At 63.5% G+C, this 14,960-nt stretch carries 14 protein-coding genes; 5 read left to right on the forward strand and 9 right to left on the reverse strand.

Going from position 1 to position 14,960, the window contains the following annotated elements; translation table 11 throughout:
- Nucleotides 1-30: 30 nt before the first annotated feature.
- The gene (locus tag NKF27_RS09415) at nucleotides 31-1,014 is read right to left on the reverse strand and encodes a TRAP transporter substrate-binding protein (RefSeq protein WP_253556234.1); all 984 of its coding nucleotides are present in this window, start codon (nucleotides 1,012-1,014) and stop codon (nucleotides 31-33) included.
- 167 nt (nucleotides 1,015-1,181) lie between these two features.
- Here NKF27_RS09415 and NKF27_RS09420 point away from each other — a divergent pair, with 167 nt between their 5' ends.
- Entirely contained in the window at nucleotides 1,182-2,222 is a 1,041-nt protein-coding gene (locus NKF27_RS09420; RefSeq protein ID WP_253556235.1) for a LacI family DNA-binding transcriptional regulator, read from the forward strand.
- 60 nt (nucleotides 2,223-2,282) lie between these two features.
- On the opposite strand, the gene NKF27_RS09425 is transcribed toward NKF27_RS09420, so the two are convergent.
- The 4 genes from NKF27_RS09425 to NKF27_RS09440 all read right to left on the reverse strand — a co-directional run bounded on the left by NKF27_RS09425 (nucleotide 2,283) and on the right by NKF27_RS09440 (nucleotide 5,524).
- Nucleotides 2,283-2,552, reverse strand: coding sequence for a hypothetical protein (locus NKF27_RS09425; RefSeq protein WP_349622582.1), 270 nt, complete (start codon nucleotides 2,550-2,552; stop codon nucleotides 2,283-2,285).
- Between the two features lie 183 nt (nucleotides 2,553-2,735).
- Nucleotides 2,736-3,989: a TRAP transporter large permease gene (locus NKF27_RS09430; RefSeq protein ID WP_108133744.1), complete on the reverse strand. Its 1,254-nt coding sequence runs from the start codon at nucleotides 3,987-3,989 to the stop codon at nucleotides 2,736-2,738.
- Nucleotides 3,986-4,486, reverse strand: coding sequence for a TRAP transporter small permease (locus NKF27_RS09435; protein ID WP_253556237.1), 501 nt, complete (start codon nucleotides 4,484-4,486; stop codon nucleotides 3,986-3,988). The genes NKF27_RS09430 and NKF27_RS09435 overlap by 4 nt, the downstream gene beginning before the upstream one ends.
- Nucleotides 4,487-5,524, reverse strand: a complete 1,038-nt coding sequence (locus NKF27_RS09440) for a TRAP transporter substrate-binding protein (RefSeq protein ID WP_108133743.1) — start codon at nucleotides 5,522-5,524, stop codon at nucleotides 4,487-4,489.
- 484 nt (nucleotides 5,525-6,008) lie between these two features.
- Between NKF27_RS09440 and NKF27_RS09445 the strand changes: the two genes are divergently transcribed.
- Together NKF27_RS09445 and NKF27_RS09450 are read left to right on the forward strand one after the other, a co-directional pair.
- Complete coding sequence (locus NKF27_RS09445) at nucleotides 6,009-6,206, forward strand: stability determinant (protein WP_253556239.1); 198 nt, start codon at nucleotides 6,009-6,011, stop codon at nucleotides 6,204-6,206.
- Nucleotides 6,203-6,478 carry a type II toxin-antitoxin system RelE/ParE family toxin gene (locus tag NKF27_RS09450; protein ID WP_301271190.1) on the forward strand — a complete coding sequence of 92 codons (276 nt, stop codon included), beginning with the start codon at nucleotides 6,203-6,205 and terminating at the stop codon, nucleotides 6,476-6,478. The genes NKF27_RS09445 and NKF27_RS09450 overlap by 4 nt, the downstream gene beginning before the upstream one ends.
- A 93-nt stretch (nucleotides 6,479-6,571) precedes the next feature.
- Here NKF27_RS09450 and NKF27_RS09455 read toward each other — a convergent pair whose 3' ends face one another.
- Entirely contained in the window at nucleotides 6,572-8,191 is a 1,620-nt protein-coding gene (locus tag NKF27_RS09455; RefSeq protein WP_253556241.1) for a glucan biosynthesis protein, read from the reverse strand.
- A 268-nt stretch (nucleotides 8,192-8,459) separates the two neighbouring features.
- Here NKF27_RS09455 and NKF27_RS09460 point away from each other — a divergent pair, with 268 nt between their 5' ends.
- Nucleotides 8,460-9,521 (forward strand): HlyD family secretion protein, encoded by a 1,062-nt coding sequence (locus tag NKF27_RS09460; RefSeq protein WP_253556242.1) that lies wholly within the window; start codon nucleotides 8,460-8,462, stop codon nucleotides 9,519-9,521.
- Nucleotides 9,511-10,638 carry a DUF2955 domain-containing protein gene (locus tag NKF27_RS09465; protein WP_253556243.1) on the forward strand — a complete coding sequence of 376 codons (1,128 nt, stop codon included), beginning with the start codon at nucleotides 9,511-9,513 and terminating at the stop codon, nucleotides 10,636-10,638. The genes NKF27_RS09460 and NKF27_RS09465 overlap by 11 nt, the downstream gene beginning before the upstream one ends.
- A gap of 197 nt (nucleotides 10,639-10,835) precedes the next feature.
- Here the strand turns inward: NKF27_RS09465 and NKF27_RS09470 are convergent, their stop codons facing one another.
- The 3 genes from NKF27_RS09470 to NKF27_RS09480 all read right to left on the reverse strand — a co-directional run bounded on the left by NKF27_RS09470 (nucleotide 10,836) and on the right by NKF27_RS09480 (nucleotide 14,266).
- A complete protein-coding gene (locus tag NKF27_RS09470; RefSeq protein WP_253556244.1) occupies nucleotides 10,836-12,101 on the reverse strand; it encodes a beta-propeller fold lactonase family protein in 1,266 nt (421 codons plus the stop codon).
- A 450-nt stretch (nucleotides 12,102-12,551) separates the two neighbouring features.
- Nucleotides 12,552-13,820: a Y-family DNA polymerase gene (locus NKF27_RS09475; protein ID WP_253556245.1), complete on the reverse strand. Its 1,269-nt coding sequence runs from the start codon at nucleotides 13,818-13,820 to the stop codon at nucleotides 12,552-12,554.
- A complete protein-coding gene (locus NKF27_RS09480) occupies nucleotides 13,817-14,266 on the reverse strand; it encodes a LexA family transcriptional regulator (protein ID WP_253556246.1) in 450 nt (149 codons plus the stop codon). The genes NKF27_RS09475 and NKF27_RS09480 overlap by 4 nt, the downstream gene beginning before the upstream one ends.
- Nucleotides 14,267-14,960: the final 694 nt, after the last annotated feature.

The raw sequence follows: 14,960 nt of genomic DNA on the forward strand, positions 1-14,960 counted from the left end.
AACGCCTTTGGGGTTGGCGCCGCCTCGGACTTACTGGATCAGTGACAGCACATAGTCACGAACGGCCGGGTCGTAGTCCTGGGCGATCTCTTCCACGGCGGGGCGCGCGGCCTGACGGAAGGCGGCGACATCGGGCTCGACCACCTCCATGCCTTCTTCCTTGAGTTTTTCAAACAGCTCCGCCTGACCATCGCTGACCAGTTGATCGCCCCAGGTGGTGGCGTCGTCGATGGCGGACAGGACGATGTCACGGTGTTCGTCGGACAGTTCCTGATAGACGTCTTCGTTCATCAGCCAGTGGAAGAACGAGTAGACGTGCTCGGTGCGGCTGACATAGTCCTGCACCTCGAACAGCTTGCCGGCGTAGATGTTGTCCACCGGGTTTTCCTGCATGTCGATGACGCCGGTCTGCAGCGAGGTGTAGACCTCCGGCCAGGCGATCGGGCTCGGCAGTGCGCCGATCTCGCCCCATACCGCGACCCAGGGCGCGATCTCCGGCACGCGCATGCGCACCTCGCTGACGTCCTCCGGGGTCTTGACCGGGGTCTTTGAGGTCAGGTTGCGGGGGTTGCGTGCCGACAGGCCCACCAGGCGCATGTTGCCCTTGGCGATCAGGCTCTGATTCAGCGCCTCGCCGATCTCGCCTTCGTAGATCTTGCGGGCCTGGTCACTGGAGTCGTAGACGAAGGGCAGGTCGGCGGCGGCAAACTCGGGGGCATACAGGGTCATCGGCATGGAGCCACCGAGGGCGATGGCGTACTCGCCGTAGCTGGCGCCTTCCAGGTGGTCGCGCTCGCCACCGACCTCGGTGCCTAGCAGGGTTACCGTCAGCTCGCCATCGGACTCGCTCTCGATGGTGTCCTTGAGGCGCTCGCCGATCTTGAACATGGCGTGGGACGGGTCGGTGTGGATGGCGATGGCCAGGTCTTCGGCGGCGGCGGTGCCGGCGGTGCCGGCGGCGCCGAGCGAGATGGCGGTGACCAGGGCAAGGGGGGTGAGGCTGCGTGCGTTCATTGTCGTTGTCTCCTCGGGGCGTATCGTCCGACGACGCTGTTGCGTCGAGGCGTAGTCGAAAGGTAGCCGACATTGCATGGGTAGCGCTACCATTAAGATGGTAGCGCTACCCATACTTTGGTCTTGGGTTACACTGTGGCCAAAGGAATCTGCGAGGAAGGACGCCGATGGACAGCCAGGAAATTCGCTCACGCAAGCGCCACCGGGGCAAGGGCCGAGTGACCCTGGCCGACGTGGCCCGGCAGGCGGGGGTCGCGCCGATCACCGTATCGCGGGCGCTGAATACGCCGGGGCGAGTCTCCGCCGAGGTCAAAGAACGCGTCGACGCGGCGGTGGAGGCGCTTGGCTATGTGCCCAACCTGATCGCCGGGGGGCTTGCCGCAGCGGGCACCCGGGTGATCCCGGTGATCGTGCCGTCGCTGGCGATCCTGACCTTTATCGAGGTCATCGATGCCATCCAGAAGCGACTGGAGGCGGCGGGCTATCAGATGCTGCTGGCCACCACCGACTGGGATCTGGACCGCGAGGCGAGTCTGGTCGATACGGTGCTCGGCTATTCGCCGTCCGGGGTGATCCTGACCGGTCTACGCCACCGGCCCCGGGTGATCTCGCGACTCAGGGACTGGGGGCGCCCGGTGGTGGAGATCATGGAAGTGGGTGACGACCCCATCGACATGAACGTGGGGGTGGACGGCGTTGCCCTGGGTCACGCTATGGCGTCCCATCTGCTTGAGCAGGGCTATCGGCGTATCGCCTTCGTCGGCTCTCACCTGGGGCATGACTACCGGGCGGCACAGCGCCTGGAGGGCCACCAGCGAGCGCTGGAGGAGGCGGGCGCGGCCTGTGGCGGGGTGCTGGAGTACCACGAGCCGGCGTCCTACGAGGTCGGCGTACGAGCGCTGGAGGATGTGATGGCGATGACACCGCGACCGGAAGCCATCCACTGCTCCAACGATATCGTCGCCAGCGGCGTGCTGCTGGCGGCCAGCCGCCAGGGCATCAGGATTCCCGAGGAGCTGGCGGTGGGTGGCTATCTGGGGTTGCCGCTGGCGGAGCACCTGACGCCGAAGCTGACCACCCTGGCGGTGGCCCGCAGCGAGATGGGCACCCAGGCGGCGGAACTGCTGCTCGAGCGTCTGTCCGGCAAGACTCCGGAACAGCCGATCCGCGATCTAGGATTCACCCTGGTGAAGGGCGGCAGCACCTGAGCGTCAGCAGGTCCTGGCGAGGCCTGTACCACCGGTGAAGTGGGGGGGTAAATCGGGCCATCATTCTTCCGGGATAACGCCCGGTTCACGATATTTGACGCCTTCGTTCTGGCGCTCCTGTTCGGTCTTGTGCTCATCCACCGGGGGAACGCCCCAGACCGTCTCCTTGTGTCCGTCATCGTAGGTGTAAGTGGTGCAGCCGGCGAGGCTTGCCAGCAGCAGGGCGGCGATCATGGCGGTGATCATGGCGCGGTTCGGCAGGCCGATCCTTGCTTGGTGCAGGAAGGCGCGAAGGCCGGGACGGGCAACGACAGGCAGGCGAAGGGACATGAGGGCTCCGGATGTCAGGGTACGGTGAAGCTGCAAAGGAGTCGCCGATGAAGCGGTCCATCGCCAGTATGGCGCTGTGGCAGCAAAGAAAAAACCGCGGATCCTGGTGACAGCATCCGCGGCTCGCTGGTTGGCGCTAAATAGGCTTTTTCGCCTCCAGCGTCAGGACGATAGCCTCCGGCGTCAGGAGGATAGCCACAGGGGCACGTAGACCACCAGCAAAAGCACGCCGATCAGCCCCAGCAGGTAGGGCAGGATGGCACGGGTGATACGCTCGAGCGGCAGCTGGGTCACCGAAGAGGCCACGTACAGGTTGATCGCCACCGGCGGGGTGATCATGCCGATCGCCAGCCCCACCACGATGATCAGGCCAAAGTGCACCGGGTCGATGCCGAGCTGGGTCACCAGCGGCAACAGTACCGGGGTCAGGATGATCAGGGCGCTGGCGGTCTCGATGAACACCCCGGTCAGCAGGATCACCGCCACCACCAGCAGCAGGATGACGTAGGGATCGGTGGACAGCGACAGCACCGACTGGGCGATCTGGGCCGGCACCTGGGCGCTGGACAAAGTCCAGCTCAGCACCGCCGAGGTGGCGATCACCAGCATGATCACCGAGGTGGTGATCGCCGAGCGGATCATCACGGCGTAGACGTCCCGATAGGTCAGGTCGCGATAGACGAACAGCGACACCAGCAGGGCGTAGACCACCGCCACCACCGCCGCCTCGCTGGGGGTGAAGACCCCCGAGAAGATCCCGCCGAGGATGATGACCGGCGTCATCAGCCCCCAGCTTGCTGCACGCAGGGTCCGCCAGATGGTCGCCAGCGACAGCGGGCTGCCGTGGGGGTACTGGCGGCGGTGGGCCTGGACCAGGGCGATGGCACCGAGGCCAAGACCCATGGCCAGCCCCGGCAGAAAGCCCGCCAGAAACAGGTCCGACACCGACTCCTGGGCGATGACCGCGTAGATGATCATCGGCACCGAGGGTGGGATCACCACGCCGATGGTGCCGCTGGCGGCGATCAGGCTGGCGGCGGAGGCCGGGTCATAGCCCTTGCGCTTGAGTTCCGGCACCAGGCTCGAGCCCACCGCAGCGGTGGTGGCCGCACCGGAGCCGGAGATGGCGGCAAAGAACATCCCGGCCAGTACCGACACCAGCGAAAGCCCGCCCTTGAGAAAGCCGAACAGGCTGTCGGCGAAGTCGACCAGCTTGCGGCTGACCGCGCCCTGGGCCATGAGGTCGCCGGTGAGGATAAACATCGGCACCGCGACCAGGGCGAAGGTGTTGATGCCCTGGAACATCTGCTGGGGCACTACCGCGAGCGGTGTGCCCTGGACTACCAGCGTCGCCAGGGTGCTGGCGCCGATGGTGAAGGCGATGGGCACGCCGATCAGCATCAGCACCACGAAGGAGATGAACAGCAACAGCATCACGTCACCTCCTGCGGGCTCGCCGGCGTCTGGCCGGTGAGCTCTCGCACGATCGCCACCAGGGTGGTGAAGGCCATCAAGGCGCCCGCCAGCGGCATCACCGCGTAGATCCATGTCATCGACAGGCGCAGTGACGCCGACTTCTGGAAGCTCTGCAACTGCATGTAGTTCCAGCCGATGATGATCAGCGCCAGCAGAAAGGCCAGCACCACCAGGTGTGCGATGATCTTGGCGACTCGTCCGCCAAGGCCGGGCAGGGCGTCGACCACGAAGGTCACGGCGATATGACGGCCGGCGCGGTAGGCCAGGGTAGCGGCCAGGAAGGTGATCCAGACCAGCAGAAAGCGTGCGACCTCTTCGGTCCAGCCCACCGCGGTGAAGGCCACCCGGGAGATGATCTGCAGGGAGATGACGCCGATCAACGCCGCCATGGCGGCGAACACCACCGGGCGTGTCACGGCGTCGAGTCCCCGCTCAAGGCGTTCGAGCAGGGACAGCACTTACTTGGACTCCCCGGCCTTCAGCGCTTCCTGGATGCGCGGCAGGTAGTCGCCGAACTGCTCGCCGTAGGTCTCGTAGACCGGAGCGACGGCGTCCTGGAAGGCGGCGATGTCGGGAGACTCCTCGATCTGCATGCCGGCTTCCTTGAGTTCGGCAAGCTGCTGTTCGGCCATGGCGGCGTTCTGCTCACGCTCGTACTCGGCGGCTTCCTGGGCGGCGGCCTCGACGACCTCTTGGGCGGCCTCGGGCAGCTTCTGCCAGGACGGCATACCCATGACGAAGATCGCCGGGGCGTAGGTGTGGCGCGACAGCGTCATGTAGTCCTGGGTCTCGTTAAGCTTGAACGAGTGGATCACGTTGATCGGGTTTTCCTGGCCATCGATGGTGCCCTGCTGCATGGCGGTCAGCGCCTCGGTCCAGGCCATCGGCACGGCATTGGCGCCGAGTTCGCGGAAGGTGTCGACGTAGACCGGGTTTTCCATGACCCGGATGCGCAGGCCGTCGATGTCCTCGGGGCTTGCCACCGGGCGCTCGGAGTTGGTCAGGTTGCGGAAACCGCGCTCGGCGTAGGCCAGGCCCTTGAGGTTGACGTCGGCCAGCCTGTCGAGCAGTTCCTGGCCGATGGGGCCGTCGAGTACCGAGTAGGCCTCCTCGGGCGAGGCGAACAGGAACGGCAGTTCGAACACCGCCATGGGCTCGACGAAGTTGGCCACCGGGCCGTTGGTGATCACGCCCATGTCGACGGTGCCGATCTGCATGCCCTCGAGCAGGGTGCGCTCATCACCCAGGGTGGCGTTGGGGAAGATCTCGACGTCGACCTTGCCTTCGGTGCGGGCTTCGACCAGTTCCTCGAACTTGGTGGCGGCGATATGGAAGCCGTCCTGCTCGTTGACCACGTGGGCCAGGCGCAGCTTGACCGGGTCCATGTCGGCGAAGTCGTTGGCCTGGGCGGCGGACGTGGCAAGCGCAGTGGACAGAGCGATGCCGGCGGCCAGGGTGGTCAGGGCAAGGGGGCGGGGCGCGATGTGGCGTGTCATGGGGGTTCCTTGGTGGTGTTCAGCGAAATGGCGTCTTCTCGGCGGGCCGTCACTTTACGATGGTAGCCGCCTAGCGCCTTGTTTTTGTTGAGAGGTTGGAGTGATCTAGCAGCCACGATCATGCCGGAAGCGGCGCCACGCGGTCAATTCGGCCGGGTTGAGGGGGGGGGGAGACAGGAAGGAAAAAATGGAGCGTGGCAGACTAATGCCGAAACGGAGGCCGGCGTTGTCGCTAGCAGTGATCTCTTTGATGCCATGGCTTGTCGAGGACCAGTGTCAAACGCCAGGACGTCCGCTAGACTAGGGCTTGTCTGAATACTGCCTGCGCTCGGTAATACGGCGTTAAAAATCGGCTGGTGCGCCAGCCCGGTCAAAATGCTCATTTACACCCCGTAAACTGCGCTTTCTCACCGATTTTTGCCTTGTCTAACCATCGCTCGTCGACTTTTCCGACAGCGCCTAGGGAGTCTGAAGGAGAAACTTCATGACCACCAAGCTGGATCCGATAATTTCCGAGTTCGAGACGCAGGAGCAGGCGGAGAGCCATGATCGCTGGTTGCGTGAAAAGGTTCAGCGCAGCATCGATCATCCAGGCCAGGGAATGTCTCATGATCAGGTCATGGCCAAGGTCGACATCATCATCAACGATGCGAGGAAGCGACGCGGTGGCGAAGAGGCGTGAGTCTGCCAATCCATTGGCACGACGGCGCTGTTGCCGATTTGCTGGAAGTGATCAGCTACATTGCAGAACGTGATCCCCAGGCGGCTCTGCGACTTCGCAGTAGACTCGAATCTGCTGTTACCTCGGTTGCCGAGCACCCTTTCCTCCATCAAGTAGGGCGGGTTCCCGGTACACGGGAGATAGTGGTCCACCCCAACTTTATCGTGATCTATCAGGTAACGGATCGCATCGAAGTTACCGCAGTGGTTCACGCTCGCCAGAATTATCCCTGACCTTTTCACCGTCCGGTAACAAGGCGTGGCCAGCTCGTGTCGGGGGATGCGGCGCGCCCTTGCGACGCCCCGCATCAGCGGTGGGTGGGGCGACTACAAGTGATCGGGGTTATGTAGCTCGCGCTCATCGCCGGGAGGCGGCGTCCACTGGTAGATCCAGGTCTCCGACAGCGGCTTGCCTTCGCTATCGCGCAGATACAGGCGCAGATTGATCGGCTCGGTGCCCTCGTCCGGTGGCACCACATCGAACATGGCCCGGTAGCCCTGGATGGCGTCCAGTGGTCGGGCCGAGGTGATCTCGATACGCCCGGCGCTGGTCTCGATGACCGGCTCCACCTCGACCTCGCTTGCGTCATCGAAGGGGAAGGGACCGCCGCGGAAGTCCACCGCGAAGCGCCAGCTGAAGTACTCGCGACGTTGGCCGACGACGCCACCCAGTCCGGTACGGGTCGCCACGCAGCGCGACAGGCTGGGTTGCTGTGGCGGCAGGTCGTACCAGCTCAGACGATAGGCGTAGCGCAGCTCCTGGCCGGCCTCCACCGGAGTCTTGGGTTGCCAGTAGGCCACGATATTGTCGAAGGTCTCGTCCTTGGCAGGCAGCTCGACCAGGTCCACGCTGCCTTCGCCCCAGCCCTCGGTAGGTTCGACCCACACGCTGGGTCGGCGATCGTAGTAGACGCCATCGTCCTGGTAGTGGTCGAAGTCGTGGTCGCGCTGGGCCAGGCCGAAGCCCTGAACATTGGTGGCGGAATAGGCGTTGTAGCGAAGCTGGGGCGGGTTCACCAGCGGGCGCCACAGCCATTCGCCGCTTTCGGTGTGGATCGATAGCCCATCCGAGTCATGGATCTCCGGGCGCCAGTCATAGTTGACGTCACGATCGTTCTCGCCGACCAGGTACATGCTGGTCAGTGGCGCGATGCCCAGACGCTCGATCGTCTTGCGCGGATAGAGGGTGGCGGCCACGTCCATGACCACGCCTTCGACGTCGCGACGAATATCGAAGCGGTAGGCCCCGGTGGTGCTCTCCGACTCGAGCAGGGCGTAGACGATGACCTTGTCTTCACCCTCGGGCTGTTCCAGCCAGAAGCGGGTGAAGTCGGGGAATTCCTCGGGTTCGCTGCCGGCGGTGTCGATGGCCAGGCCCCTGGCCGACATGCCGTACTGCATGCTCTGACTGACCGCACGGAAGTAGCTGGCGCCCAGGAAGGACGCGATATCGCGCTTGGGGTCCTGATGATGGTGCAGGCGGAAGCCGGCGAAGCCGAGGCGTTCGGACAGCGTATCGGTATCGACCACGCTATCCCCATCGCCCGCGGAAAAGTTGAATAGCGCCGGGTCGTAGGCCAGTTCCTGCGCCTGTCCCTGGCTGACCTGGTAGATCCTGACCGGGGTGGTGAAGCCACGACCCAGGTGAAACAGCTGGGCCGTATAGGGCGCGTCGCTGTTGCTCCACAGGGCGTGGTCGGCGCGGTAGCCGATGGCCTGGTAGTCGTCCCAGGAAAGGGACTTGAGCTGGTCGGGCAGTTCGCCTTCGTGATCCTGGTGAGGTTGCCCCGACAGATGGCGGGCGAAGCCTTTCAGCCAGGCGTAGTCGAAGGAGACCTTTTCTCCGGTGGTCATGAGCCGCTGGTCCAGCGCGGCCAGCAGCGGAGAGATTGGCAGGGCGTAGGCGCTGAGGGCGGTGGCCGCCTTGAGGAAGTCACGTCGCTGCATATCCATCATCCTTGTGGGTCGAGCATGTCGGGTGTCGGGCGACTGCCTGGGTAAGCAGTCGCTACGCCTGGTCGAGCACGTCGAAGGGTACGACTGCACGAATCGGCAAAGGTTCAGGAAGGGTGCATGAAGGATCGCAATATTGTTAACAGGCTAACAAAGTGCTAGTCTACGCGGCCGGTCGACGGGGGACGCCTTCGTCAAATACCGAGCGGCTCCGTCACGTGAGCCCGTCAAGTCAGCCCGTCGTGTAACCAAGAGGAATACCATGACCCCCGACCAGCGCTTCAGGTGGATCGTTCGCCTGGCCTTGGGCATGTTCGTCCTGATGTTTGCCTATTTTGTGGTGGCAGATACCTACATGCCGATGACCCCGGAGGCGCGGGTCATGCGCCCGGTGGTGCGTATCGCCCCGGAAGTCAGCGGCCCCGTCGAGCGGGTCCACGTCAGCAACAACGACCATGTCGAGGCGGGTGATCCGCTGTTTCGTATCGACCCCGCGCCCTTCGAGCTGGCGCTTGAGCAGGCGCGACTGGAACTGGAGGCAGCGCGTCAGCAGAACGCGACTTTGAGCGCCAGCATCGCATCGGCCCGCGCCGCCCTCGAAGCGGCTCGCGCCAGGGCCCAGGAGAGCGCCCAGGAGCGCCGGCGAGGTGAGCGCTTGATCAGCCAGAACAGTATCTCGCGCCAGCGCCTCGATGGCCTGGTAGCCACCGACCGTCAGGCCCAGGCCGAGGTCAAGTCCGCCGAGGCCGAAGTGGCGCGCCTGGAGGCCGAACTGGGCGCCGAAGGGGAAGCCAACTTGCGTTTGCGTCAGGCCCGCAACGCCCTGGAGCAGGCCGAGCTCGATCTCGACCACACCCTGGTGCGGGCCCAGCATTCCGGCACGCTGAGCAACCTGCAACTCGAGGTGGGTGACTACGCCACCCAGGGACAGCCAGCGCTGGCGCTGATCACTGATGAGGTCGAACTGATCGCGGATTTCCGCGAGAAGAGCCTGCGCAAGGTCGCCGCCGGCGACGAGGCCCGTGTGGTGTTCGACGCCATGCCCGGCCAGGTCTTTGCCGCCCGGGTAGAGAAGCGCGACGCCGGGGTCTACGACGGACAGATCAGCGCCGACGGTAACCTGGCCGACATCCCCACCAGCGACCGCTGGCTGCGCGACGCCCAGCGCCTTCGCCTGCACCTTTCGCTGGCCGGGGACGCTCCGACGAGTCTGCCCACCGGCTCCCGCGCCACGGTGCAGCTGTTTCCTGGGGAGCACCCGCTGGCCCATCCGCTGGGGGCGCTGCAGATTCGGCTGATGTCCTGGCTGCATTATGTTTACTAAGCGGCTACGGGCGTCGTTTAACAAGCAGCAACGGGCGTCGTCTATTAAGCTGCCACGGGCGTCGTCAGGGCAGCAGCAACCGAAGGCCTCGAAGCTCAGCGACAACGGCCTGCGCCAGTGTCTGCGTATCGCGGTGGGGGCCTGGCTCGGCTTTCTGATCAGCCAGCTGATGCATTGGAACTATGGTGTCTTCTTCACCGTCTTTCCGATGTTTCTGCTGGGGATCATTCCGGTGTTCAACGCCCATGTGGTGCGCCAGTTCCTGGGTAACGCCTGCCTCAATGTGGTCGAGATCAGCCTGGTGGTGGGGTTGACCCAGCATCTGCCGGTGGTGATGACGGGACTGGTGTTCCTGATGTTCCTGGGACGCTTCACGCTGATGGCCAGGGGGCCGTTGTTCGTGTTCGGCGCCAACGGCGTGCTGACCCTGAGCATCATGCTGCATTTCGCCAGCTACCCCGACCTCGACCTGTTCGACCTGCTGGCCAGCAACACCGTTGCGAGTTTTCTGGCGGTGGCCATCGCCGCCCTGATGCACTGGCTGTTTCCCGATGTCACGCCGCGACAGCCGCCACCACGTCAGGCCAAGACGGCGGCGCTGAAGCGCCATCAGGCGTTGATCGGGGCGCTGACCGCGACCCTGTCCTTTCTGGTGTTTCAATTGCTCGATCTGCGCGACTCCCTGTCCGCGCAGATGGCGACCATCCTGATCCTGTTTGCCCTCGGCTACCATGGCGCCCGGATGTCGGCCTGGCGTCGTGCCATCGGCACTCTGTTGGGCTGCAACCTGGCACTGGTGCTGCAACTGGTGCTGTTCACCAAGAGCGATCATCTGCTGCTGGTGCTGCTGGCCTACGCCATCGGTCTTTTGCTGTTCGCACGGGAGCACGTCATCGAGAACGCCGGCTCCGGCATCGGCTTCGGCGGGCTGACGACCCTGGGTATCCTGTTTGGCCAGTACCTGAGACCCGATCAGGATCTGGTCGTCGACGCCGTCTATCGGTTCAGCTCGATGTGCGTGGCACTGCTGGCCACCCTGGCGGTGATGGCGGTACTGCATCGGCTGCTGGATCTATGGCCTGCGGTCTCGAGCCGGGAAGCACCTCACACGAGCTGAGTTTTTTATGCTGCTTGCAATAGAGAAGGGGGCCGTGTCAGCACGGCCCCCTCTTTTAGCTACTTTACCTACCCGCTTGATCTGGCGATTTTGGTCAGCTCTCTGGTGAAGCTTTGTGGCATAGCTTTGTGACATAGCCTTCTGGCCCAGCGTCGTGGCTCTGGTCGTGGACGCCCGGGCCTTCTCCAAGAAGTCGCCTAGCCGCCTTGGGGCAGAGGGATGGTCACCAGCCCGTAGGAGTGGACTTCGGCACTGCCCGGATAGGCGTCGACGACGCTCAGGCTGCCATCATCGTGCTGGATCTCGAACACCCAGGTCTTGCCGGTGTTGCCGCTGATGATGTTGACGTAGTTGCCGTCGGCGCTCAGGTCCATGTCGGCGAAATACTCGTTGTAATCCTCGGCGCGGTAGGCGGCTTCTTCCAGCAGAGCGATGCTGCCGTCCTCGGGATCGACGCTGAAGGTCGACAGGCTCGAGGTATGGGAGTTGGTGGTCCAGGCGTACTTGCCGTCTTCCGAGGTGGTGACCCAGCAGGCGGCCTGCTCGCCACCCCAGATGTCGTCGCCAGTCATCACATCCGCCGACACCAGGGTCAGCTTGCCGTTCTCGTCTATGTCGTAGGACGACATGGAGCCGGTCTGGCCCTCGTATTCCTGCAGGAAGGGATACTTGGCCTTGGACTCCTCGGATGACGGGTGGAACTGATAGCCCTGGGTGATATAGCGGGTTTCGGTCACCAGCAGGGTGCTGTGACCGTCCGGGCGAGTGACCAGCTTGGTGCCAATGGGCAGAGCGAAGAAGCGCTCCTCGCTCAGGTGCGGCGACTCGAGACTCGAGATCGGTTCCTCGGACAGCAGGCCATCGTCTTCCACCGCATAGACATGCACCATGCCGGTAAGAAAACCGACCAGCGTCAGGTACCTGCCGTCCTCGGTGAATTCCATGCTGACCGGAGAATCGTCCAGCGGGCGAACGGAGTCGGGGATCTCGCTCAGCTTGCCATCGCCATCGATGGTAAAGCCCTTGATCACCCCAGGCTCTTCGTTGGCACCATCGGTGCTGGCGACGTAGACGATGTCGCCATGGCCGTCGATGGCCTTGGGTTTGGCGCCGCCGGCATCCACCACATTGTTGAGCGTCAGCGTCAGGTCGTCTTCGACGTGAAGTGACGACAGGGTGCCGTCGCCGACGTTGGCCACCAGTACGTTGCGGTTGTCTGCCGAACGCCACACGCCGTAGGCCGAACCGAGCGGGTCGAGGCCGCCATCCATGCCGTTGCCCGTGCCGCCGGTGGTGTACTCGCCGACTTTCTCCAGGGTGCCATCGTCAAACTGGCGCCAGGCGATCAGCGAGTTCTCGTCGGCGTTGTTGGTGGCGACGTAGACACCACCCGTCACGTCCCTGGCCATGGCAGGCAGGGAAACCGAAAGCAGGACGAGGCCCATCAAGACTGGATTTTTCATAGCGTACCTTGGTCAGTTTTTGCTTTTCTTGTGCCGCGATGCCGGCAGTTCCAGGCACTCGGGCTAGTCGTGGTTTATGTAGGTGCTCGCCGGTGAGTCCTTACGCCTACCAGGGCAAGCAGCCCAGGTCAGCTGGCTCGCGCCATGGCCTCGACGGCGTCGCCGGGATCAGCGTGCACGTCATTCAATTGCCATCGTTGAAGTTGCCGGAGTGAGAGCATCTAGCAGAAACTGTGCTTTAAAGAATCGTTGTTGAGATAAAGCTTAGGCAAGATTGCGCCGCCATGATGCAGGTGACTGTCGTCAAACGCGCGTAAAGGTTTGAGAATTTCTGACTGCTTCCGGCGATAGCCTGTGTGATGGCCTGGCGCACAGATTTTCCGTTCGTCGTGTTGGTATCTTGGGGGAAAAGAGGGTGGCCGCCCGTCAAGGTGTGTGTCATACCGACTGCTACAGCCTGGCAATTGGCAGCTCATCCCAGCGAGTGGTGTAGCGCGAGGTGCGATGTTCGCACTTGAGCTGCCAGGCCGCGTCCACGCTGGTCTTGCCAAGGCTCAAGGCGCCGCGACCGTGCTTCTGGTTGATCGCGTCCAGGGTGTCCATCAGGCGTTGATTGCGCGCTTGTCTGGCGTCGTCGACGGCAAACAGATCCTGCTGCAGGCTTGCCTTGTCGGCGAGGTCGAGCAGCATCACGCCGGCCTTCATGTACTGGTGTCCTGGGCGATAGATACGCGCAAGCGCCCGGGTCGCGGTTGCCACGATCTCGAGGCTGTCGTCGCTGGGACGCTCCAGCGGAACCACCAGCGAAGGATGGTGCTGGGGCAGATCCTGGCGATGCTTGTTGGTCTTCAGAAACACCAGCAGCGCCCGCGCCACGCAGCCCTGACCGCGCAGCTTTTCAGCACCGCGGCCGGCGTGGGCGCGCACTGCCTGGCGCAACTGCGCGATATCGTCGGTGGGCCGACCAAAGGAGCGGCTGGTCATGATCCGTTCGCGCGGGGCGCCGACGTCGTCGAGGCGGATGCAGGATTCGCCGCGAAGCTCGCGTACCGTGCGTTCCAGCACCACGCTGAAATGGCGGCGAATATGCTTGGGGTCGGCTTCACGTAGCTGCCAGGCGGACTCGATGCCGAGCTGCCCAAGCCGGGCGGCGGTGCGCCCGGCAACGCCCCAGACCTCGGTGACCGGCAGGCGTTGCAGCAGCGCCCGGGTTGCCGCTGAATCGGCCTCGAGCACATGGACGCCGTCTGCGTGGGGATCCTTCTTGGCCTGGTGGTTGGCGATCTTTGCCAGGGTGCGGCTGGTCGCCACGCCGACGCCGACCGGAATGCCGGTGTGGCGCATCACCGTGTGTCGCAAGCGCCGGCAGTGGGCGTCCAGCCCGGCGGGCGCCATGCCAGCGAGGTCGAGAAAGCACTCGTCGATGCTGTACACCTCGACGGCGGGAGCAAACTCCCGCAGCGTATCGACCACCCGACGTGACATGTCGCCGTAGAGCGCATAGTTGCTCGACAGCAGGATGCACTGCCTGCGCAGCGCGCCCTCGATCTTGAAGGCAGGCATGCCCATGGCAACGCCGAGGTCCTTGATCTCCTGGCTGCGGGCGATGACGCAGCCGTCGTTGTTGGACAGCACCCCCACCGGCTTGCCGCGAAGCGAGGGGTCGAAGACCCGCTCACAGCTGACGTAGAAGTTGTTGCAGTCGACCAGCGCGATCACCGCGCGACTCCTGCTGCCAGGGCGTGGATATTGTGGGTGACCACGCCCCACAGGTCGCAGTCGCGACCGTTGAGTGGAATCGGCGCGAAGGCCTCGTTGGCCGCCAGCAGGTAGGGACGATTGCCGATATAGCCAAGCTGCTTGCAGGTCAGCTCACCGTCGACGCTGGCGATCAGCACCGAGCCGCTGCGCGGCTCCAGCGAGCGATCCACGATCAGCAGATCCCCGTCGAAGATGCCGAGGCCCTTCATCGACTCGCCCTTGGCGCGTAGATAAAAGGTGGCACTGGGGTGGGGCACCAGATGCGCCACTAGATCGAGCTGTCCCTCCAGGTAGTCATCGGCCGGTGACGGAAAGCCCGCGCGAACCTCGGCCGCCGCCAGCGGCAAGGCGGTTGCGGGCGCGTGGGGATCGACCTGCCCCAGCACCTCCACCTCAAGACTCATGGCACAGGCTCCCGTCGTTGCCATAGGCGCTACACGAAAGGGTTCGCCAAACAAGGGAATAGTCGTCGCGCATGGGGGCCTCCTGAATCGCAGATACTGTTTTAATATACAGTATCAGGACGTGCATGGCTGCGCCAGCACAGGAGGGCAGGGGGCAAAGTTAGTTTGGTGGGATGAGTCTGCTTTGCGAGAGCGAAGGATGGTGAGGTTTAGCGACTGACGAGGCCTGGTACGCATGAGCCAGGCCGTGGATGAAAGCCAAGGGATAGGGCGATAGCTCCAAGGCCGGTGACATTCTGGTGGTAGCGTGCGTTCTGCATGGCTGATTGCCGTAGCGCAAGTGGGTAAGTAAGGACAGCAGACGTTGATCAAGTGAGTCAGCGTTTTCGACGAAAGAGGGGGGGGGATTGTGCTGGCGCGATCAATGTTGGGATATTAGTCTTTATACGGTGAGCGAGAATTTCAAAAGCCGCTGGCGTATCTAATGCCGAGGTTGCGTTTTATTTACTCCAGCAAAGCGTTGGAAAAACGTAGAGGTTGAGGGGAGCACACTGGGATATGCCAGAAGTTCTGGTTTCGACCCAAAGCGGCCATGCTGGCAAAGGCCGCCAGCACGTTCATCGGTGTTATACAGCCTATCTATACTTAGTTCGAATATTTCTTAGTAGATTATGGAAAGTACAGCATTAAGTAA

Origin of the sequence: Halomonas sp. DN3 (assembly GCF_024137905.1) — a bacterium.
GTDB lineage: Bacteria > Pseudomonadota > Gammaproteobacteria > Pseudomonadales > Halomonadaceae > Halomonas > Halomonas litopenaei.